The sequence below is a fragment of the Massilia sp. AB1 genome, from assembly GCF_018119385.1.
In the GTDB taxonomy this organism is placed as follows: Bacteria; Pseudomonadota; Gammaproteobacteria; order Burkholderiales; family Burkholderiaceae_D; genus Telluria.
The window spans coordinates 117,298-137,969 of record NZ_JAGKSG010000008.1; the positions used below are offsets into that span (position 1 = coordinate 117,298).

Consider the following 20,672-nt stretch of genomic DNA (forward strand, 5'->3'; position numbering starts at 1 on the left):
CCATGCTCCAGTGGTTGCAGCACTACCGGCGCGCGATGCTGCCGGGCGACATCAGCGCGGGCATCGTCGTGGCGATGATGATGATCCCGCAGGGCATGGCCTATGCGCTGGTGGCCGGCTTGCCGCCGGTTGCCGGCATCTATGCGAGCATCGTCCCGCCGGTGCTGTACGCCCTGTTCGGCACCAGCAGCACGCAATCGGTCGGGCCGATGGCCATCATCTCCCTGATGACGGCGTCGAGCCTGGCGCCGCTGGCCGCGCCGGGCAGCGCCCTGTACGGCGTGCTGGCGGCGCAGCTGGCCTTGCTGGCCGGCGTGGTGCTGCTGGCCTGCGGCCTGCTGCGCGTCGGCTTCCTGGCCAACTTCTTTTCCCGTCCCGTCATGAGCGGCTTCACCATCGGCTCCGCAATCGTGATCGCCTGGGGCCAGGTGCGCCCGCTGCTGGGCGGTGCGCCGCTGGAGGTGCACGCGCCGAGCGCGGCGCTGGGCCTGGGCTCGCTGCTGCTCCTGTTCGCCGCGCGCGCCTGGCTGGCGCCGCTGCTGCGCAGGCTGGGGCTGCCGGCCACCGCCGCCGACATCGGCGCCAAGCTCGCGCCCATGGCGGCCGTGGTGGGCGCGACCATCGCGGTGGCCGCCCTCGGCCTGGACCGGATGGGGGTGGCGACCACGGGCGCGGTGCCGGCCGGGCTGCCGGGACTGAACCTCGCCACCTCCGGCGCGCACTGGGAACAGCTGCTCAAGCCGGCCCTCCTGATCGGCTTCATGGTTTTCCTGATCAGCATGTCGGGCGCCCAGGCCCTGGCGCTCAAGCGTCCCGAAAAGCTCGGCAGCAACCGCGAACTGATCGGCCTGGGCGCGGCCAATCTCGGCAGCGCGCTGTCGGGCGGCTTCCCGGTCACGGGCAGCATCTCGCGTTCGGCGGTGAATTTCGCGGCCGGCGCCAACACCCAGCTGGCGAGCCTGATCACCGCGGGCCTGCTGGCCCTGGCCCTGGTCGCGCCCACCGGATGGCTGGCGCTGCTGCCGCTGCCGACCCTGGCCGCGACCATCATCGTGGCGGTGCTGGGCATGCTCGACCTGTCGACCCTGCGCACCGCCTGGCGCTACGACCGGGCCGACGCCGCGGCCCTGCTGGCGACCGCAGGCGGCGTGCTGGTGTTCGGCGTCGAGGCGGGCGTGGTGATCGGCGTGGCGCTGTCGATGGGCGCCCTGATCTGGCGCGCCAGCCGCCCGCACATCGCGGTGCTGGGCCGGATTCCCGGCAGCGAGCATTTCCGCAACGTGGACCGTTTTTCGACCGACACCGCGCCTGGCCTGCTGATGCTGCGCATCGACGCCGGCCTGTTCTTCGGGAATGTCGAGGCGGTCAACGAACGCGTCGAAGAAGAATTGGCGGCGCGTCCCGGCACGCGTCACCTGGTGCTGGTGCTGTCGGCGGTGAATGCGATCGACACCACGGCCTTGTTCGGGCTGGCCGAACTGAACACCTCGCTGCTCCAGCGCGGCGTGCTGCTGCACCTGGCCGAAGTGAAGGGGCCGGTGATGGACAGGCTGAAGCAAAGCGAGCTGCTGGGCGCGCTGAACGGGGAAGTCTTCCTCAGTGCGGCGACGGCCTGGCAAAAGCTTGCCGCTTGAGGGCGCGGCAGCCGAAACCGGTTTCAAGAGGAGCCGGCATGCGCCGTGTCGCAGCGGCCGCGCCGTGGAAGATTGGTGTCGAGACGCCCGATTTGCCGGTCTACGCGACCGGCATAACTGTATTTGATTTGCCGCAATTTTTTGTTGACCGTAAATACTGGGTCTACTAGGATTGTTTCGGCGAGGCATCAAATTACCCATGCCGCCCTGCCGCACGGGGCCGAACAAGACGAAGGTAAGCTATGACCCGACACGCTGCGTCTCCCCGTCCGTTTCCTTTTCGGCTGGCCAGGCTGGCCGCCTTGTTCGGCACCTTCGGCGCGGTCGCCGGCGCCACCCCGGCGCTCGGCGCCGAGGTCTCCTTCAGCGGCCGGATCACCTACGGCGAAGTGCTGCGCACGCAAGCGCGCGACCCGAACCTGCTCACCGGCGTGAATGCCGCCGCCGTCGGCCTGGTGGGCTATGGCAGCGGGGGCAATGCCGACGACGCCAACACCAACTATGCGCGCTGGGATGCGGCCTCGCGCGCGCTCAAGGGTTTCTTCGAACTCTCGGCCAGGGAAGGGGCCTTGTCGGCCACGCTCAGGGTCAAAGCCTGGCACGACTTCGGCTTGCGCGAGGATGGGCGCCCCTGGGGCAACGTCGCCAACCGCTACGCTGCCGGCGCCCCCCTGAGCGATGCAGGCGCGCCGCGGCTGTCGCGCTTTTCCGGCGTGGCGCTGCTGGACGCCTTCGTGCAGGGGAACACCCGCTGGGGCGGGGTGCCCGTGATGCTGCGGATCGGCCAGCAGTCGCTCGACTGGGGCGGACGCTCGATCACGCCGGGCGGCCTGGAGGCGCTGAATCCACGCGACTTGCCGGGCCTGCGGCGCGCCGGGGCGGTGCTTGCCGAGGTCATGGTGCCGCGTCCGATGCTGTTCGGCCGCATCGAGCCCACGCCGGGACTGGGCGTCGAGGCCTACTACCAGACCCGCTTCCGGCCGGCCGCGCTCGACATGTGCGGCAGCCTGTGGTCGATGAGCGACTACCTGGTGGACGGCTGCGACCGGGTCATGAGCGGCCAGCCGCTGGTCAGCGACCGCGCGCGGATGCCGCTCGGCGCCTACCAGAAACGCCTGCCGACGTCCAAGCCGGACGGCGGCGAATTCGGCGCCGGGCTGACCTGGCGCGCCGCTTCCCTCGGACTCGACCTGGGGCTCTATCATGCGCGCTACACCTCGCGCAGCGCGCTCCCGGGACTGCGGCGCAGCACCCGTGCCGGCGGACCGGCCCTGATCCCGGGCGACCCGGACGGCCGCAACATGGCGTATTTCACCGAGTATCCGGAAGACCTGCGCATCACCGCCCTGACGCTGCTTCACAAGCGCGGCGCCACCAGCCTGCAGGGCGAACTGTCCTACCGGCCCGAGACCCCTTTCATGCTGGCGCCGGGCGACGTGGTGCCGCCATTCCTGAGCGCCACCGCGCCGTCGCTGCTGCGCGCCCGCGCCAATGCGGTGGCGCCGGGCGGCATCTTCCATGGCTACGACTTGTACGGGATGTGGCAGCTCCAGGGCGGCGGCCGGCATGAGTGGACCGCGGCGGGCCTGCCGCTGGCCGCCGCCTTCGAAGCAGTGGGCAAGCACGCCGCCGGACTGCCGGACCAGGCGCTGCTGCGCTACGGGCGCGCCGATATCTTCGGTGTCGGGCCGATCAACGGCGGCTGCACCGTCACTACCGCCAACGCAGCGCGCCAATGCAGCCTGCGCGGCTACGCGACCCGCAATGCCTGGGGCTACCGGGCGCGCCTGGACCTGCGTTCGATCGCTTTGACGCCGGAGCTGGCGGGCAGCGCGAATGCGCTGTTCGTGCACGACGTGAAGGGCTGGTCGGGCGACTTCCTGTTGAATGAAGGGCGCAAGTCGCTGTCGCTGGGGCTGCGCTTCGAGTATCGCAAGCGCTACCTGGCGGAGCTGGCGTATTCGCCGGTGTGGGGAGGCGATTACAATCCGGCGGCGGACCGGGATACCGCGTCGTTTGCGGTGGGCGTCAAGTTCTGAGGCGCTTGCCGCGCGCCAGCCTCAGGCCTTCGAAGGCCGGGCGAAAAAAAGCGCCGGTCGTGCCGGCGCCCGGATGGAGGGTGCGGAAGGATCAGGCGCGCTTGCGCTCCGCTTGCTGGCCGTTGTCGCGCTGCGCCAGCTTGATCGGCGCCGCATCCTGCGGGTACAGGGCCTGGCACTCGGCGTAGATGTTGCGGATCGCCGCCATGTCGCGTTCGGTGTCGCCGCTCAGTTCCAGCGTGTCCACCACGCGCAGTTCCTTCTTCTTGTAGTCGAGCGCGACCAGCAGCGTCGGCACCCTGGCGGCCTGGGCCAGGTGGTAGAAGCCGCTCTTCCAGTGCGGACGGTAGCCGCGCGTGCCTTCGGGCGTGATCGCGACCCAGCACCACTTGGAAGCGAGCATCTGCTGCGCCAGATGGCGGGTGGCGCCCATCGGCGCGCTGCGGTCGACCGCGATGCCGCCCCAGTAGCGCATGATGGTGCCCATCGCGCCGCGGAATAGCGAATCCTTCGCGAGCCAGCGGAACTGCAGGCCGACCGCCCACTTGCCGAGCAGGCCGATGATGAAATCCCAGTTCGACGTGTGCGGGTACACCACCGCGATGCCGTGCGGGCCTGGCAGGGGTTTGAAGTACACGCGCCAGCCCAGCATGGTCAGCAGGCGCAGCGCAGTGCGCTGACCCCAGGTGGGCAGGGCTGCGGGATGCAGCAGGTAATCGCTCATGAACGCTCCGTCGAGGCATGACAGACTGTTAATGTAGAGCAGCAGTCATTACGCCATAGAAAATAAGCGAGGAATTCTAGCGGGCTCGAGCAAGGGGAACAAGCAAAAAAGCTGGTGCCGGGTATGAGGTGTGGTTATCATGCCGCTGTTTGATTGACAACAAGAGCGGCAAGCTTATCAAAATGGATATCACGATTTACCACAATTCCCGTTGCGGGACCTCGCGTAATACCCTGGCGGCCATCCGCGAGGCCGGCCACGAACCCCAGGTCGTCGACTATCTGGCCACTCCGCCCACGCGCGAGGCGCTGAGCCGCATGATCGCCGATGCCGGATTGAGCGCGCGCGAGGCGGTGCGCAGCAAGGAAGCGCTGTTTACGGAACTCGGCCTGGACGCGCCTGGCGTCGATGACGCTGCGCTGCTCGACGCGATGGTCGCCCACCCGATCCTGATCAACCGTCCCTTCGTGGTGACGCCCAAGGGCGTGCGCCTGTGCCGCCCCTTCGAGCGCGTGCACGAGGTCCTGTAAACGGTATCGGTTCGTCCACACAGGGGCCCCGCGCGGGTCGTCCAGGCCGGCGGCGCCATGCAGTCGAGTATCCACCGCGCTGACGCATGCGTCGCGCCTTGCCCCTTCAGTTGTGTCGCTTCAGCTTCGTCTCGTCAGGGATCGCTGAAGGGCAGGGCGCCGATGTCCGCCTTGCGCAGCGTGCCCAAGCCGGACGCGGGGCCCGTCGCGCGCGCCGCGCCATTCTCGGATTCGGCGGAATCCGGCGCAAGTCCCTGGCCAATCGCCGGCGAGTTGGGACGCAGCCGGAAATCCGGCGTGCCGCCCTGCGGATAGTCGACGAAATGCGGCGGCGCGCTGACCGTCGCCGCATGGTGGCGGCCCGGAGCCAGCTCCCAGTCCTCCTTGTGGTTACCATGCACGAGGTTGTTGCGGAAGCTGTTGTTGGGTCCCACCGCGCCCCGTTCCAGGATGCCATGGCCATTGTCCACGACGATGTTGTTGCTCACCTCGGTGTGGTCGTTCGGCCCCTTGCCCTGGAAAAAATCGCCGGCGCCCACGACGATTCCACTGCCTGAACCTGCCACCGTGTTGGCGTGCACTGTCACGCGGCTGGCGTCGTGCCACAGGTGGATGCCGCTGCCGGCGATGCGATAGACGATGTTGTTGCGTACGCCGGCGCTGGTGTTGACGGCGACCCCGTGGAAGCTGGCGCAGCCCGGCGGGCCGATGTCGTGCACCTGGTTGCCGGCGGCCTCGCTGTCCTTGCCCTTGTAATAGCTGTCCAGGGTGATGCCGGCGCCGCCCCTGGGCTCGCAGGGAACGTCATTGCCGATGTGGTGGATGCGGTTGTCGCGGATGCTGTCGTGCGAGCCGCCATTGTAGATGCCGGTGAGCCATTTCATGCCGCTCTGGTACTGGGACCCGTCGATCTCGAAGCCGACGATGTCGACATGGTTGCCGCGGTTATCCCAGGCCGCGCTCTGGCGCGCGTCGAGCTGGGGCACGATGCGCGCGCCCCAGCGCTCGGTGGACTGGTAGACGATGCGCGCTTCGGCGGTGCCGCTGGCCACCGTGCGCAGTCCGCCGAAGTAGATACCCGGCGCCACGTGCACCGTGGTGCCCGGCGAGGCGGCCTGGGAAGCGCGGGCCAGGGTGCGGAAGGGTTCGGTGCTGGTGCCGGGATTGCTGTCGGAGCCGCCGGGCGCGACGTAGAGGTGGGTGCGCACCAGCTCGGGCACCACGATTTCCTCGCCGGCGCCGTCGCGCAGGCGGCAGCCGCCGAGCAAGCCCATGCAAAGGATGGCGAACAGGAGCCAGCAAGGCAGGCGCCACGGCGCAAGCGGCCGGGGACGCAGATCGGGTCGCGGGCAATGCAGCATCCTCTCCTCGCACGGGTAGCAGTGACAAGGGACAGTCTGAACCTGCACACGCGTGCGGGACTACGGTTTGCTCAACGTGCTCTTTGAGGGCGTGCAATGCGCTCTTGCCGCCGCTGCTTCAGCTCATGCCGTCCCGGCGGCAAGCACGGCCGGCATGTAGACGTCCAGGAATTCGGCCGGCATGCGGCGCGGACGGCCGCTGGCGATCTCGATGCAGACCAGGTCCCAGCGCCCGCGCAGCACGGTGGCGCCGTCGCGCTCGCGCACCAGCTGGAAGCGGCGTTCCATGCTCAGCTTGCCGTCGCCGCCCACCAGCCAGGTGGCCAGCAGCAGCGCATCGTCCAGCAGGGTAGGCAGCAGGTAATCATATTCGCCGCGCCGGATCGCCATGGCGCGGTCCAGGCGCCGGTAGTCGTCGAGCGACAGGCCGAGCTGTTCCGAATGGGCCCAGCCGGCCTGCTCGCACCAGCGCACGTACACGGCGTTGTTGGTGTGGTTCAGGCCGTCGATGTCGGCGGCGCGCGGCACGACCGGCAGGATGAAGGGGTGCGGGTAGTCCCAGTCCAAAGCGTTTCCTCGTCAAGCTGGGCGCGGCGCGGGTCCGCGCGTTGCCGGTCCAGGCCGGGACCGGTCCGCTATTGTAAGGGCCGCGCGGCGAACGCGTCAGGCAGCGTTCCAATCGAGCTCGACCAGCACCGCCTGGTGGTCCGAGCCTTGCTCGCTGGCGTCGATGCGCATGCGCCGCACCTTGCCCGCCAGGTCGGCGCTGGCGAACACGTAGTCGAAGGTGAAGGGCGGCGCGGCGTCCGGGCGCAGGTCGTGCAGGCCGACCGTCGGTGCATGGCGGCGGCCGGGCTGGGCCAGGTGCCAGCAGTCGCGCCAGGGCGGGGTGTCGTCGTCGAAGGGCGCCAGCAGGCGCTGGTGCTCGAGGGAGCCGGGCAGCATGTTGAAGTCGCCCGCCAGCAGCGCGGGACCGGCGCGCGGCACGGCGGCGAAGGGCCCGTCGCCCGACGCCCGCCCCACGCGCGCATGCAGCCAGGCTTCGCGCTGCAGTTCGCGCAGGCGTTCGACCTGGGCCAGGCGCTGGGTGCAGGAAAAATATTCGAGATGCGCGCTCACGACGCGCAGCAGGCCGCCGGGAGCGGCCACCGTGACTTCGAGCGCGGTGCGCGGCATGCTCGGCACGCCGGGATCGGGCGGCCAGGGCAGGGTGTGGCGGAAGCTTTCCAGTATCGGGTGGCGCGACAGGATCATGCAGCCGGTGCGGAGGCGCGGCGCGTCCGGGGCGCCGGGCCCGGCCGTGTCGCAGGCGTAGGCCGCGGCCGCCGCGTGGCCGGGCAGGCGGGCGCGCAGCGCGGCGAACTGGTCTTCGCCGTCGCCATAGCCGGAGGATACTTCTTGCAAACAAATCACGTCGTGCCGGGCGAATCGCTCGAGGCATGCGACGATGCGGTCGAGATCAATGTTTCCTTCCGGGTTGCGGCCCGACTGGATATTCCAGGTGATGAGCTTGAACATGGGCGTCCTTTCAGATGGCCCATCAGGCTAGCGCGCCGCGCAGGCGCGGGGCCTGATGCAGCTCAGGCCCGCAGCCCGGCCCGGAGCTGGCCGCAAGCGCGGCTAGTCGCGCTTGAACTGGGCGTACTTGGGGCAGGGGATCAGTCCCGCCGATCCTTCGCCGCCGCCGGTGTCGAACTGCACGGCCCCGCCGCGGTCACGCACGTAGTCGAGAGCGCTGGGTGTCGGACGCACGCTGCCGCCGGTACGGCAATAGACCTTGCTGCCGCGACGGAAACGGTAGATGGTGACGCCATCCGGCGTGGTGTAGGACTCACTGGCCAGAGTTCGCGAGCTGTCCTTGTGCGCCGATTCGAGACGTTCAGCGAAGCGCTGCCAGCGCGAGTCCGTGGGCGCCAGCGGCGCCGGCTTGCCGCCGCGCAGTTCGTGGTCGGCCGGACCGGCCTGGCGGTGCGCCTGCGCAGCCGCGCCGTCGGCGGGCGGCTGGGCATCCCTGCGTTCGGCGAGCGGGTCGTCGTAGGGTTCGGGAAAACTGCTTGCGGGCGGCTGCTGGATGGGAATGGATTGGGCGGGCGCATCGTCCCGCGCCGGCGCCGATCGCGGCGCAGCCGCTCGCGTGTCAGGGGCGCGCGCCGGCACTGGGCGGGGAGTCGCCGGCTGCGGCGGACGCAGCACCTGCACCAGGGTCAGCACGCGCTCGAAGGAATTGTCGGCCTCCAGCCGGGGCTTGGCGCCCGTGAGCCAGAGCCAGGCCAGCAGCAGGTGCGCGCCGAGCGTGACCGCAAGCGGCCAGCCGGGCGCGCGCCGTGGCATCAAGCCTTCGTGCGCGCGCATGCCGCCTTAGGACTTGGGCGCGGTCATCGCCTTCTTGATGGCGACGCAGCGCTGGTCTTCCTGCAAGGTGTCGAGCAGCGAGCGGCGGGTGAAGGCCGACAGGTCCTTCATCTGGTTCGCCGCGCGCTGCAGGCGCTGCACGCTCTCCGGGGTGCAGCTGGCCGGGATCATGCTGGTCGCGTAGGAACGCATGAAGACCGGGCCGGCCGCCTTGTCCAGCGCCGGCAGGCTCGCCAGGCGCTTGGCGGCGGTCTGCTCGCTCAGCTTGCCCTGTTCCGCCGGGTAGATAGTATGCATGGCGGTGCGCACGCGCGAGAACGGCAGCTTGGTCTTCAGGTCCTCGATCGTGGCCAGCCACTCGGCCTTGGACCTGGCGTCCGGACGGCTGGCGGCCGCCGCCACGGCGGCGCCCTGGCCGGTGTCGGACTTGTCGCGCGCCTGCTCGGCTTCCACCAGCGCGCCGGCGCCCTGGTAGTTGTAGCGGTTCAGGCGGCCGATGATGGCCCAGCGCTGGTCCTGGTTGATCTGCAGGCCCTCGGCGGCGGTCTTGCCGTCCAGGAGACCGGCCAGGCGCGCCAGCGCCTCGTCGCTGCTGGCCACGCCCAGGTAGGTGCTGAACCAGCGGCGCTGGAAGTTGTCGTTGCCCTTGTGGGCGACGACGCCGTTCCAGGCCATGTCTTCCAGCGCCTTGGTGGTCTGCTTCGCGTAGGCGTTATTCAGGTTCATGGCGTCGAGGTAGTGCTTCGACTGGACGATCTTGCCCACCATGTCGCCGAGCAGGGTGTAGTCCTGCTCTTGCGGCGCGTTGTTCAGGGCCACCTTGATGAATTCGTTCAGCGGCAGCCTGGCGTCGCGCACGCCGTCCCACAGGCTTTGCCACAGCATGGCGCGCAGCAGCGGATCGTCGACCTTGGCCAGGCTGGATCGCGCGGTCTCGAAGGAGCGCTTGTCCAGCTGGACCTTGGCGAAGCCCCAGTCCTGGTAGTTCGGGTAAACCAGGTCCGGGCAGGCGGCGCCGTTCAGGGCCGGCACGGCGGTGCGGGCGCCCTTGTAGGTGACCGGTTCGTTCTTGACCAGCGAGAGCTTGCCGCCGTCCAGCTTGAAGGTGGCGACCTGCACGCGCTGCTCGCGCAGGGTCGGCAGCTCCTTGCTCGGCGCGCTCTGGCCCAGGGCGAAGCTGGCGATCTTGCCGCCGGTGCAGGCGTACGAGGCTTCGATGGTGTTCACGCCCGGCTGGTACAACCATTCCCTGGTCCAGCCGCTCAGGTCGCGGCCGGCGGCCTCGCCCAGGCTGCCGATGAAGTCCTGCAGGGTCGCGTTGCGCCACTGGTACTTGACCAGGTAGTTGTGCACGCCCTTGCGGAAGGTCTCTTCGCCCAGCAGGTGGCGCAGCTGCTTCAGGGTCGAGGCGCCCTTCGAATAGGTGATCGCGTCGATGTTGTCGAAGGCGTTGGCCGAGGACGGCACCGGCACTTCGATCGGGTGGGTGGTGACCTTCTGGTCCTGCACGTAGGCGGCCTGCTTGCCGCCCTGGTAGAAGGCCTGCCAGGCGTCCTTGAACTCGGTGGCTTCGGCGGTGGCCAGGGTGCCCATGAAGGAGGCGAAGCTCTCGTTCAGCCACAGGCCGTTCCACCACTTCATGGTGACCAGGTCGCCGAACCACTGGTGGGCCATCTCGTGCATGATCACCGCGGCCAGGCGCTGCTTCTGCTCGGCCGTCATGGCGGCCTTGTACATGAAGCCCGCTTCGGCGAAGGTGATCGCGCCGGCGTTTTCCATGGCGCCGTACAGGAAGTCCGGCACCAGCAGCTGGTCGTATTTTTCGAACTGGTAGGGGATGCCGAAGTACTCGTCGAAGAAGTCCAGGCCGGCCTTGGTGTAGCGGAACCAGTCTTGCGGGGTCACCTGCGAGGCCACCGACTGGCGCGCGAACAGGCGCATCGGGTAGCGGGCGCTGTTGTCTTCCCAGACCTTGTAGGGGCCGGCGTGCAGCGAGAAGTTATACGGGCTGAGCTTCTTGGTGGTCTTGAAGGTCCAGCGCTTGCCGGCGCCCGCATCGGCGACGGCGGTCTCGCGCGTGGTGGTGACCACGGTCCAGTCGCTCGGGGCGGTCACGGTGACGCTGTAGGTGGCCTTCAGGTCTGGCTGGTCGAACACCGCGAACATCTGGTGCGCGGCGGCCGGCTCGAAGTGCGAGTAGGTGTAGACACGGCCATCGACCGGGTCGACCATGCGGTGCAGGCCTTCGCCGTTGGTGCTGTGCAGGCGCTCGTAGGCGACGGTGACGGTGTTGCGGCCCTGGACCAGGTCCTGCGGCTCGATGGTGATGAACCAGTTGTTGTAGCGCGCCTGGACCGGCTTGCCGTTCACGGTGACCGACTTGACGGTGGCCTTGTCCAGGTCGAGGGTCAGGGCCGAACCGGTATCCTTCAGGTCGAAGGTGGCGGTGGTGGTGCCGGCGAAGCTCTCCTTGCCGGTCAGCGTGAAGTCCAGCACGTAGTCGACATTCGACACGCGCGCCGAGCGGGCGGCGGCGTCTTCCTGCGACAGGTAGGCGTTTTCGGCGCGGGTGGCGGCGGGGGCGGCGGACGCGGAAGCGGCGGCGCCGAAGACGAAGGCGGATGCGATGGCCAGGGCCATCACCCGGCGTGCTGGAAAGTTCACGGTGACTCCTCTCTCTTGGAAGCGCACCGATGCGGGCGGCATCGGTGCGCAAAATAATAATCGCGCAAGAATAGCACGCACTTGGGGTCATTTACACCACATACATATCGCTTTGTAGGACGTACGTACGGAGCCCGGCGCTCCCCGGCGTCGACAAATTCACGACAATCCCGGCGCGCCGCCGTCCTAGAATGCCGTTTTCTTCACTCCAGACCACCATCATGCGCGCATTCCGCCTGGCTTCCAGCATCCTCGCTTCCCTCATGTTTGCCGGCGCCGCCCGCGCGGCCGAGGCGCCGCCGGCGCCCGGCGTGCGCGTGATCGACCTCGCCAGCGGCTTCCTCGAGGCTTACGAGCGCAATGCCGCCACTTCGGCGCCGGCCTTCGTGGAAGATTTCAAGGCCAGCGTGGCGGCGCGCTTCCCGGAGTTCTACGGCATCGAGCGCTACCAGGGCAAGCGCACCCAGGCCGAGCGCGACAAGCAGATCGCCGCGGCCTACGAGGCCTTCCCGGCGCTGCGCGAAGCCTACCGCAAGAAGGTGGAGCGCTTCACGAGGGACTTGCCGCTGTACACGGCCAGTTTCCAGAAGGCCTTCCCGGACTACCGGCCAAAGGGCGACCTGTACTTCGTGCATTCGCTGGGCGAGATGGACGGCGGCACGCGCACCATCAAGGGCCGCACTTATTTCATCTTCGGGGCCGACATGATGACCAGGATCCACGGCGACGGCGACGAAGCGGGCTTCTTCCATCACGAGCTGTTCCATGACTATCACTCGACCGGCTGCGCGGAGGAGCGGGTGTGGACCTCGCTGTGGCAGGAAGGGCTGGCCACCTATGTGTCCAGGACCATGAACCCCTCGGCCAGCAACGCCGAGCTGCTGCTCGACTTCCCGCGCAACCTGGTGAGCGATACCGAGCGCCAGCTCGACCGCGCCTTCGAGCACCTGGCGGCCAACCTCGAGTCGAAGGACGAGGCGGTCTACGCCGGCCTGTTCATGGGGAAGGGCGACGACACCGGCCTGCCGGCGCGCCGCGGCTACTACCTGGGCTACCTGGTGGCGCGCGAGGCCGGCAAGACGCGCGACCTGCAGGCGCTCGCCAAGCTGCAGTGCGCGGACGTGCGCACGGTGGTCTACGAGGCGGTCGAACGGCTGCGCGCCAAGCCGGTAGTGGCCTCGCACTGAAGGGGCGCCACAAAGAAAACGGGCCGGCGCCCTTGAGGACGCCGGCCCGCTGCGAGCTTGCAGCTTAGAGCGCCGGGTAGTCGGTATAGCCTTCCGCCGTCGGGTGGTAGAACAGTTCAGGCTTGGGAGCGTTCAGCGGCGCGCCGGACTTCAGGCGCTTCGGCAGGTCCGGATTGGCGATGAACCACACACCGAAGGCGACGGCGTCCGCCTCGCCCGAGGAAATCAGCTGCTCTGCACTTTCCTTGGTCAGCTTTTCGTTGGCGATGTAGACGCCGCCGAATTCCTTCTTGAGCAGCGGACGCAGGCTGTCCTCGCCGATCGCTTCGCGTGCGCAGATGAAGGCGATCTTGCGCTTGCCCAGTTCGCGCGCCACATAGCCGAAAGTGGCGGCGGGATCGGAATCGCCCATGTCGTGCGAATCGCGGCGCGGCGCCAGGTGCATGCCGACGCGGTCCGCGCCCCAGACTTCGATGCAGGCGTCGGTCACTTCCAGCATCAGGCGTGCGCGGTTTTCCACCGAGCCGCCGTACTGGTCGCTGCGCTGGTTGGTCGAGTCCTGCAGGAACTGGTCGAGCAGGTAGCCGTTGGCGCCGTGGATCTCGACGCCGTCGAAGCCGGCCTTCTTCGCGTTTTCCGCGCCCTTGCGGTAGGCGGCGACGATGGCCGGGATCTCGGCGGTGTCCAGCGCGCGCGGGGTGGCGTAGTCGCGCTTCGGACGCACCAGGCTCACGTGGCCCTTGGGCTGGATCGCCGACGGGGCGACGGGCAGGGCGCCGTCCAGGAACACCGGGTCCGAGATGCGGCCCACGTGCCACAGCTGCAGGAAGATGCGGCCGCCCGCCTTGTGCACGGCGTCGGTGACCAGCTTCCAGCCTTGCACCTGCTCGTCGGACCAGATGCCCGGGGTATCGGCATAGCCCACGCCCATCGGCGTGACGGCGGTGGCTTCGGACAGGATCAGGCCGGCCGACGCGCGCTGCACGTAGTACTCCGCCATCAGCGCGTTCGGCACGCGGCCGCCGCCCACGGCGCGCGAGCGGGTCAGCGGCGCCATCACGATGCGGTTCGGCAGCTCCAGGGCGCCCACTTTGATCGGGTCAAACATATTCGTCATTCGGTACTCCTACAGTCCGTCATTCAGTTGGGCGAGGAAGGCCTGGATGACCTCCTCGTTGCGTTGGTAGAAGACCCATTGGGCGACGCGCCGCGTGCTGACCAGTCCCGCGCGCTGCAGGGTCGCCAGGTGCGCCGAGACCGTCGATTGCGACAGGCCGGTGCGCTGGTCGATCAGCTTGCAGCACACGCCGAAGTCGAGGGGATGTTCCTGCTCGGCGAAGTGCTGCTGCGGGTCCTTCAGCATCTGCAGGATCTGGCGCCGCACCGGATTGGCCAGCGCCTTGTGGATCGCGTCGATGTCCATGAGCTCTACCTATATCGGATTTTTACGATCCGAATATCGTCATATTACGATATTCGCGAAATGCGTGCAGGGACCGCCTCGATTTCGGCGCGGCAAGATGCCGGCCTGAGCGGCCTTATTAGTTGCCGCTCATTTTCCAAACTGCGGGTTCGGGCGGGTCAGGTAGTACCACTCCTTGTTGGCCAGCGCCTTCGCATCCGGGAACAGGATGCGGCCGCTGAATTCCGCCACCACCGGCGTGCCGTCCGCGCGTACGCCGATCTGGTCGCCCTCGGTCAGCGGGTCGAAGCTGGCCCACTGGCGGGTGAAATGGTCGCCGTCGTTCAATTTGTCGTGCACCACCACCATCGACAGCGCTTCGATTTCTTCATACGGCGCCGGCTGCGGTTCCGGCGCGTCGATCAGCTTGTGGAAGGCCAGGGTGTTCATGATGGCCTGGTAGGCCACTTCCGGCGCCTGCGGATCGGCGTGCTGGCCGCACTCCAGGGTCAGCGCGTAGCCGCCGGTGCTGCGCATGTATTCCGTGGTGCCGACGCCGTAGCGCAGCACGGTCTTGAGCTCGTCGGCGTCGCGCGAGCGGCGCTGCACGCCGGCGCCGTAGGTCGCCAGCCAGCCGTCGACGAAGCGGCGCACGCCCAGCCGCAGCGCCCAGGCACGCTCCATCTCCGCATGCCGGAAGGGCTGCAGCGCGCCGTCGTTGTTCTCGGGCCCCACCATCACGAAGGGCTGGCCCGGCGCGTTGAAGGAGTGCAGGTCGAGCAGCACGTCGTGCTGGGCGAGCAGGGGGCACAGCCAGTTGCCGACGTGGTCTTCGAAGTCTTGCGGGTCGTCCTTCGGGAACAGGTCGCGGTTCAGGTTGCGGTCGCCGTTGCGCTCGCCCTTGGCGTAGGCCAGCGGGTTGACGATCGGGACGAAGGTCACGCTGCCGGCGCTGATGTGCAGTTTGCCGCTGTCGATTTCCTCCATCACGCGCTGGATCGCCTTGGTGCCGCATACTTCATTGCCATGGGTGGCGCCCATGATGATCAGGCGCGGGCCGGGGGCGATGGCCGTATAGTTGACGGATTTGAACTGAAACTGGCGTGAGGAAGTCATTGCTGGAAGTTCCGGAGGAAAAAGGGTGCCAGTATTCTATAGGACAATGCGGGAGGAATGCTGGCGCCGGCAAGGACGGCGTGGCATGATCCCCAACTTTCCTTTCTTGAATTGGCCGGCATGAGCAGCGCCCGCATCCACGGACTCGATACCCTGCGCGCGATCGCGGTCACCCTCGTCGTGCTGCACCATTACGTGCTGTTCGTGACCGACCGGCCGACCTTCGGCTGGGTGGGCCAGATCGGCTGGGCGGGCGTGGACCTGTTCTTCGCGCTGTCGGGCTACCTGATCGGCAACCAGATCTTCAAGGCGGTGCGCAGCAGCGAAGGCCTGTCGCTGCCGCGCTTCTATGCGCGCCGCCTGCTGCGCACCCTGCCGAATTACTGGTTCGTGCTGGCGCTGTACTTCCTGTGGCCGGCCTTCCGCGGCGAGGCGCCGCTGCTGCCGCTGTGGAAGTACCTGAGCTTCATCCAGAACCACCACCTGGAGCCGGGCAGCGCGTTCTCGCATTCCTGGTCGCTGGCGATCGAGGAGCAGTTCTACATGCTGCTGCCGGCGCTGGCGCTGCTCGGCGCGGCCTTCGGGCGCTCCCTGCGCCTGGCCTGGTTCGCCATCGCGCTGGCCTTCGGGGCAGGCGTGCTCACCCGCGCCTGGCTGTGGCAGGACGTCGTGGAAGGCGAGCGCTACTGGATGCACCATTATTACAAGTACATCTATTACTCGAGCTTCTGCCGCTTCGACGAGCTGCTGGCGGGCGTCTCGGTCGCGCTGTTGAGGAATTATCATCCGCAGGCGTGGGGACGCCTGACCCGGCATGGCAACCTGCTCGGCCTGGCGGGACTAGCGGTGACCGGGATCGCGTTCTGGTGGTTCCTGGCCGATCATTATGGCCAGGGGCCGACGGTATTCGGCTTCCCGCTGCTGGCGCTGGGTTTCTCGCTGCTGATCGTGGCGGCCGTGTCGCCCGGTTCGCTGCTGTGCGCCTTGCGGGTGCCGGGCGCCGGCGCCGTGGCGCTGTGGTCCTACGCCATCTACCTGCTGCACAAGCAGGTGTGCGTGATGGGCGCGGCCTGGCTCGCGCGGCATGGCGTGCATGCGGAGTCGCCAACGGCCATCGCCGCGCTGCTCGCCTTGTCGGTGCTGACCGGCTGGCTGCTGTACCGCCTCGTCGAGTCGCCGTTCATGGCGCTGCGCGAGCGCTACGTGCCGGACAACGCGGCGCGCCGTGGCGCCGGAGACGCCATGACGCACGCATAGTGCTTAGAACGGCGGTTCCGTCTCCAGGATTGGAGGCGTGTCGAGGTCGATTCGTTCGAGGACCAGATCCGCCAGATCCAGCTCGGCCAGCAGCGCATCGGTCTCGAAGGTGGCATAGGCGCGCGCATTGCTCACCTTGGCCGAGACCAGCATGATCGGCAGGGCGGGGTAATGGGGCACCAGGCGCGCTAGCAGCACGTCGCCCACGCCGGGGCGCACATAACTGGGATGCGGGAAGGCGACCACCAGGCGGATGCCGCGCACGATGGTGATCGCGGTCGACATCTTCATGCGGGCTCAGTGCTGGGCTTCGATCACGCCGAAGGCGGCCGGCGCATCGGCCAGGTAGGCCAGCACCGCATGCGCCTGGACCAGCGGATCGAATTCGGCATTGGCCGCCATGGCCGCGCGCAGGCCGGGGACGATCTCCGGAGTATGCGGGCTGCGGTAGGCGTCCATCAGCAAGCGCGCCAGGTCCGTCGGCGCATCCGAGCGGCGCAGGCGCGCTTCGATGATCGCCAGCAGCGCGCGCTGCATGCGCGGGGTCGGGTTGTGGATGTGGGCGAACACCCAGGGCGTATTCGCAATCGCCGCGCAGATCGCGGTTTCCATCTGGTCGGCGCTCAGGTCCGAGGCGATGTCGAAATAGGCCTTGTTCCAGCGCGTGCGCGCGTAGGCATGGCCGGGCGGGAAGGCGTCGGCCGTTTCCAGGCCCAGGGCCCGGCTCGCACGCGAGAGCAGCGAGGAGAGGGTGTCTAGCAGCGGCATGGCGGGAAGGTGAACGGATGCTTCATCCCGGCAGTGTAGCGCAAGCCCGGCGGACGCGCATGCAAAAAGGGCCGCCCTTGCGGGCGGCCCTCGAAGGTCAAGCTTGCGTCAGGCGAAACGGCCGTTGCGGAAGTCTTCGACCGCCTGGTACAGCTCGTCCTGCGTGTTCATCACGAACGGTCCGTACTGGGCGATCGGCTCGTTCAGCGGGCGGCCGGCCAGCACCAGCAGGCGGCTGGGCTCGACTGCCTTGATGCGCACCCCGTCGGCGCCCGCCGCGTTGTCGAGGATCGCCATGCGCCCCGAGGCCACGCCCTTGCCATCGACCACGGCTTCGCCGCGGAACACGTAGACGAAGGCGTTGTGGCCGGCCGGGATCGGCTGCTCCACCGTGACGCCGGCCGGGATCTCGAGGTCGAGATACAGCGGCTGGGTGGCATCGCGCTGGACCGCGCCATCCACGCCATGGGTGCTGCCGGCGATCACCTGCACCGTCACACCGCCTTCCAGCGTGAAGCGCGGGACTTCCTCGGCCGGGATGTCGCGGTACCAGGGATCGGTCATCTTGTCCTTGGCCGGCAGGTTCAGCCACAGCTGGAAGCCTTCCATCAGGCCTTCGTTCTGCTCCGGCATCTCCGAGTGGGCCACGCCGCGGCCGGCGGTCATCCACTGCACGCCGCCATCCGTGATCAGGCCTTCGTTGCCGCCGCTGTCGCGGTGGCGCATCCGGCCTTTCAGCATATAGGTCACGGTTTCGAAGCCGCGGTGCGGATGCTCGGGGAAGCCGGCGATGTAGTCGCCCGGCTTGTCGCTGCCGAAGGCATCGAGCATCAGGAAGGGATCGAGGCGGCGCTGCAGCGGACCGGTCAGGACGCGGTTGATCTTCACGCCCGCGCCGTCCATCACGAACTGGCCGTTGATGATCCGCTCGACGCCGCGCGTCTTGCCGACCGGGGTTGCCCGTACGATTTCCTGAGTTTGCTGGGTCATGCTGTTCTCCTGTCCAGTTGATGTCGCTGTTCGCTTCGCCGCCCCGATGGCGGCGAAGATTATGCCAGGGCCGCTACGATGGCTTCGTTGGCCGCCGCCTGCCCCTTGCTCACTGCTTCCGGGCCCATCGCCATGCCCGACGAGTAGATGAAGGTGTGGTCGGTCAGGCCCAGGAAGTTCAGCAGTGCGCGCATTTGCGGCACTTGCGGGTCGGCTTCCGCCGGGTAGACGCCGCCGCGCGAGGTGGCCACGTAGACCTTCTTGTTCTTCAGCAGGCCTTCGGGACCGGTCTCGGTGTAGCGGAAGGTCACGCCGGCACGGGCGATGGCGTCGAACCAGCCCTTCAGCTGCACCGGCATGCTGAAGTTGTACATCGGGGCGCCGAGCACGATCACGTCGGCGGCCTGGGCTTCGGCGATCAGGGCGTCATCCAGGGCCACGCGGGCAGCCTGCTCGACGGTGCGCTTGTCGACCGGGGTGAACAGGGCGCCGACGGCTGCGCCGTCCAGCAGCGGGTGCGGGTTGGCGCCGAAGTCGCGGCGGGTGACGGTCGCGCCCGGATTGGCCGCCAGCAGCTTCTCGACGATCTGGTTGGTGACGCGGGTCGATTCCGAATCGTTGCCACGGACGCTGGAGGTGATGTGCAGGATGTTCATGGTGTTGTCCCTTCGTTTCCAAGAAATGTTTTCGATGGACACATCGTATCAATCCCAAAACCGATGCGGAAGACGGTAGAATGGATAACATTATCCTACTGGTGGAACAATCATGGACGTGGAACCGAATGACTTGCTGCTCTTTGCCCGCATTGTCGAGGCAGGCAGCTTCAGCCGCGCGGCAGAGCGCGTGGACTTGCCCAAGTCCACCGTCTCGCGCCGTCTGGCGCTGCTGGAAGACCGCCTCGGCGAGCGCCTGCTGCAGCGGACCACGCGCAGGCTGGTGGTGACGGAATTCGGCGCCATCCTGCTCGAACACGCGCGACGCGTCGCGGACGAGGTGGAGGCGGCCGGCGCCCTGGCCCAGCACCGCCAGCTCGAGCCGAGCGGCAAGCTGCGCATCTCGGCCCCGCCGGACTTCGCCAACGCCGGCCTGAACGAGGTGGTGGCGCGCTTCCTGGCGCGCTATCCGATGGTGACCCTGGAGATGGACTTGTCGCCGCGCCGGGTCGACCTGGTGGCCGAGAACTTCGACATCGCGATCCGCATGGGCGACCTGCCGGACGACGCCACCCTGAGCGCGCGCCCGATCACCCTGGAGCGCCTGGCCCTGTACGCGTCGCCGGGCTACCTGGCCCGGCACGGCATACCCGAGCATCCGGACGACCTCCTGACTCACGACGTGCTGTGCATCCTGAGCCGCTACGGCGGTTCGGTGCCCTGGGTCCTCACGCGCGGCAAGGTGCGCTGGGAGCGCGCGCTGCCGGCGCGGGCCACGGCCAATTCACCCGACCTGCTGGCACGGATCGCGGCGCGCGGCGCGGGCATCGCGATCAGCTCGGAGCTGTTCGCCGAGCCCTACCTGCATGCGGGGGAACTGGTGCGGGTGCTGCCGGAATGGGAGATGCCGACCGCGAACGGCTGGGCGGTGTTCCCGAGCCGGAAGCTGATGCCCGCCAAGACGCGGGCTTTCCTGGAAATGATCGGCGTGATGTGCCGCGAAGCGGGCCACGACCCCTTCATGCAGCCGTCCGGGCCGGGCGCCCAGGCGTGACGACCTAAGCGCGCGGACGGTCGCCCATCGACTCGCCCAGGCGCACCGGCCGTTCTGGCGACCAGTCGGCGTTGAAGGCGATCGACCCGCGGCGGAACAGCATCACCACCGTGGAGCCGAGCAGGAAGCGGCCCATTTCCTCGCCTTTCCTGAGCACGACCTGCTGGTCCTCGTACTTCCATTCGAAGATGCGCGGCATGCGCGGCGGATTCACGATGCCGTGCCAGACCGTGGCCATGCTGCCCACGATGGTGGCGCCGACCAGGGTCATCACGAAGGGGCCGTGTTCCTCGGACTCGAACACGCACACCACGCGCTCGTTGCGCGCGAACAGGCCCGGCACGCCGCGCGCCGTGGTCGGGTTCACCGAGAACAGCTTGCCCGGCACATAGATCATGCGCGTCAGGCGGCCGTCGCAAGGCATGTGGATGCGGTGGTAATCCTTGGGGCTCAGGTAGAGGTTGGCGAAGTGGCCGTGCTGGAAGTGCGCGGCCAGCTGCTCGTCGCCGCCGACCAGTTCCGCCGTCGTGAACTTGTGGCCCTTGGCCTGGAAGATGTGGTGGTCGTCGACGTCGCCGAACTGGCTGATCGCGCCGTCCACCGGGCAGACGAAGTCGGCCACCGCCAGCGGACGCGCGCCCTCGCGCAGCGGACGGGTGAAGAAGTCATTGAAGCTGGTGTAGCTGCCGATGTCCGGATTGGCCGCCTCGTCCATGTTCACGCCGTACTTGCCCACGAACCAACGGATCAGGCTGGTGGTCATGGCGCCGCCTTTGGCGCCCGCGACGCGGCCCGCGAAATTGGTCAGCGCCTGCTTCGGCATAACGTATTGGGGCAAGACTTTTATACGGGACACGGTGACGGGCCTCTCTGAAAAAAACGATCGCGCATTATAGCGGGGATGCTCAGCGGAAAGTCCAATTCCTGCACCGCCATGG

Annotated in this window: 21 protein-coding genes; 7 read left to right on the top strand and 14 right to left on the bottom strand. The window is 68.1% G+C overall.

The features are described 5' to 3' along the window. Positions 1-2 precede the first annotated feature (2 nt). From J8847_RS07305 to J8847_RS07310, 3 genes are all read left to right on the top strand, one after another. The gene (locus J8847_RS07305) at positions 3-1,634 is read left to right on the top strand and encodes a SulP family inorganic anion transporter (protein ID WP_211524021.1); all 1,632 of its coding nucleotides are present in this window, start codon (positions 3-5) and stop codon (positions 1,632-1,634) included. 38 nt (positions 1,635-1,672) lie between these two features. Further along, positions 1,673-1,804, top strand: a complete 132-nt coding sequence (locus J8847_RS24325) for a hypothetical protein (RefSeq protein WP_267875455.1) — start codon at positions 1,673-1,675, stop codon at positions 1,802-1,804. A 72-nt stretch (positions 1,805-1,876) separates the two neighbouring features. Continuing rightward, on the top strand, positions 1,877-3,673 hold the full coding sequence (locus tag J8847_RS07310; RefSeq protein ID WP_211524022.1) for a DUF1302 domain-containing protein: 1,797 nt from the start codon (positions 1,877-1,879) through the stop codon (positions 3,671-3,673). A gap of 91 nt (positions 3,674-3,764) precedes the next feature. Here the strand turns inward: J8847_RS07310 and J8847_RS07315 are convergent, their stop codons facing one another. Beyond that, a complete protein-coding gene (locus J8847_RS07315; protein ID WP_211524023.1) occupies positions 3,765-4,397 on the bottom strand; it encodes a 1-acyl-sn-glycerol-3-phosphate acyltransferase in 633 nt (210 codons plus the stop codon). A gap of 182 nt (positions 4,398-4,579) precedes the next feature. Here J8847_RS07315 and arsC point away from each other — a divergent pair, with 182 nt between their 5' ends. Beyond that, on the top strand, positions 4,580-4,927 hold the full coding sequence (gene arsC, locus J8847_RS07320) for an arsenate reductase (glutaredoxin) (RefSeq protein ID WP_211524024.1): 348 nt from the start codon (positions 4,580-4,582) through the stop codon (positions 4,925-4,927). Positions 4,928-5,061: 134 nt separating this feature from the next. Here arsC and J8847_RS07325 read toward each other — a convergent pair whose 3' ends face one another. The 5 genes from J8847_RS07325 to pepN form a co-directional block, all read right to left on the bottom strand. Beyond that, the gene (locus J8847_RS07325) at positions 5,062-6,201 is read right to left on the bottom strand and encodes a right-handed parallel beta-helix repeat-containing protein (RefSeq protein ID WP_229512599.1); all 1,140 of its coding nucleotides are present in this window, start codon (positions 6,199-6,201) and stop codon (positions 5,062-5,064) included. Positions 6,202-6,411: 210 nt separating this feature from the next. Then, positions 6,412-6,855 carry a thioesterase family protein gene (locus J8847_RS07330; RefSeq protein ID WP_211524026.1) on the bottom strand — a complete coding sequence of 148 codons (444 nt, stop codon included), beginning with the start codon at positions 6,853-6,855 and terminating at the stop codon, positions 6,412-6,414. A gap of 96 nt (positions 6,856-6,951) precedes the next feature. Beyond that, a complete protein-coding gene (locus tag J8847_RS07335) occupies positions 6,952-7,806 on the bottom strand; it encodes an endonuclease/exonuclease/phosphatase family protein (RefSeq protein ID WP_211524027.1) in 855 nt (284 codons plus the stop codon). Positions 7,807-7,908: 102 nt separating this feature from the next. Continuing rightward, complete coding sequence (locus J8847_RS07340) at positions 7,909-8,640, bottom strand: hypothetical protein (RefSeq protein ID WP_211524028.1); 732 nt, start codon at positions 8,638-8,640, stop codon at positions 7,909-7,911. Positions 8,641-8,646: 6 nt separating this feature from the next. Continuing rightward, complete coding sequence (gene pepN, locus J8847_RS07345) at positions 8,647-11,304, bottom strand: aminopeptidase N (RefSeq protein WP_373999851.1); 2,658 nt, start codon at positions 11,302-11,304, stop codon at positions 8,647-8,649. Positions 11,305-11,525: 221 nt separating this feature from the next. Between pepN and J8847_RS07350 the strand changes: the two genes are divergently transcribed. Next, a complete protein-coding gene (locus J8847_RS07350) occupies positions 11,526-12,491 on the top strand; it encodes a hypothetical protein (protein WP_211524029.1) in 966 nt (321 codons plus the stop codon). Between the two features lie 64 nt (positions 12,492-12,555). On the opposite strand, the gene J8847_RS07355 is transcribed toward J8847_RS07350, so the two are convergent. From J8847_RS07355 to J8847_RS07365, 3 genes are all read right to left on the bottom strand, one after another. Beyond that, the gene (locus J8847_RS07355) at positions 12,556-13,608 is read right to left on the bottom strand and encodes an alkene reductase (RefSeq protein ID WP_211524030.1); all 1,053 of its coding nucleotides are present in this window, start codon (positions 13,606-13,608) and stop codon (positions 12,556-12,558) included. A gap of 9 nt (positions 13,609-13,617) precedes the next feature. Continuing rightward, positions 13,618-13,914, bottom strand: a complete 297-nt coding sequence (locus J8847_RS07360) for a helix-turn-helix transcriptional regulator (protein WP_211524031.1) — start codon at positions 13,912-13,914, stop codon at positions 13,618-13,620. A gap of 129 nt (positions 13,915-14,043) precedes the next feature. Further along, a complete protein-coding gene (locus J8847_RS07365) occupies positions 14,044-15,009 on the bottom strand; it encodes a succinylglutamate desuccinylase/aspartoacylase family protein (RefSeq protein WP_211524032.1) in 966 nt (321 codons plus the stop codon). Positions 15,010-15,129: 120 nt separating this feature from the next. Here J8847_RS07365 and J8847_RS07370 point away from each other — a divergent pair, with 120 nt between their 5' ends. Continuing rightward, positions 15,130-16,266 (top strand): acyltransferase, encoded by a 1,137-nt coding sequence (locus tag J8847_RS07370; RefSeq protein WP_211524033.1) that lies wholly within the window; start codon positions 15,130-15,132, stop codon positions 16,264-16,266. 3 nt (positions 16,267-16,269) lie between these two features. On the opposite strand, the gene J8847_RS07375 is transcribed toward J8847_RS07370, so the two are convergent. The 4 genes from J8847_RS07375 to J8847_RS07390 all read right to left on the bottom strand — a co-directional run bounded on the left by J8847_RS07375 (position 16,270) and on the right by J8847_RS07390 (position 18,680). After that, positions 16,270-16,557, bottom strand: a complete 288-nt coding sequence (locus J8847_RS07375; RefSeq protein WP_211524034.1) for a hypothetical protein — start codon at positions 16,555-16,557, stop codon at positions 16,270-16,272. Between the two features lie 6 nt (positions 16,558-16,563). Beyond that, positions 16,564-17,034: a hypothetical protein gene (locus J8847_RS07380; protein ID WP_211524035.1), complete on the bottom strand. Its 471-nt coding sequence runs from the start codon at positions 17,032-17,034 to the stop codon at positions 16,564-16,566. Between the two features lie 108 nt (positions 17,035-17,142). Beyond that, positions 17,143-18,024 (bottom strand): pirin family protein, encoded by an 882-nt coding sequence (locus J8847_RS07385; protein WP_211524036.1) that lies wholly within the window; start codon positions 18,022-18,024, stop codon positions 17,143-17,145. A gap of 59 nt (positions 18,025-18,083) precedes the next feature. Beyond that, positions 18,084-18,680, bottom strand: coding sequence for an FMN-dependent NADH-azoreductase (locus tag J8847_RS07390; protein WP_211524037.1), 597 nt, complete (start codon positions 18,678-18,680; stop codon positions 18,084-18,086). Positions 18,681-18,792: 112 nt separating this feature from the next. On the opposite strand from J8847_RS07390, the gene J8847_RS07395 reads away from it, so the two are divergent. Continuing rightward, positions 18,793-19,734: a LysR family transcriptional regulator gene (locus tag J8847_RS07395; RefSeq protein WP_211524038.1), complete on the top strand. Its 942-nt coding sequence runs from the start codon at positions 18,793-18,795 to the stop codon at positions 19,732-19,734. Between the two features lie 4 nt (positions 19,735-19,738). Here J8847_RS07395 and asd read toward each other — a convergent pair whose 3' ends face one another. Continuing rightward, the gene (gene asd / locus J8847_RS07400; RefSeq protein WP_211524039.1) at positions 19,739-20,557 is read right to left on the bottom strand and encodes an archaetidylserine decarboxylase; all 819 of its coding nucleotides are present in this window, start codon (positions 20,555-20,557) and stop codon (positions 19,739-19,741) included. Positions 20,558-20,672 lie beyond the last annotated feature (115 nt).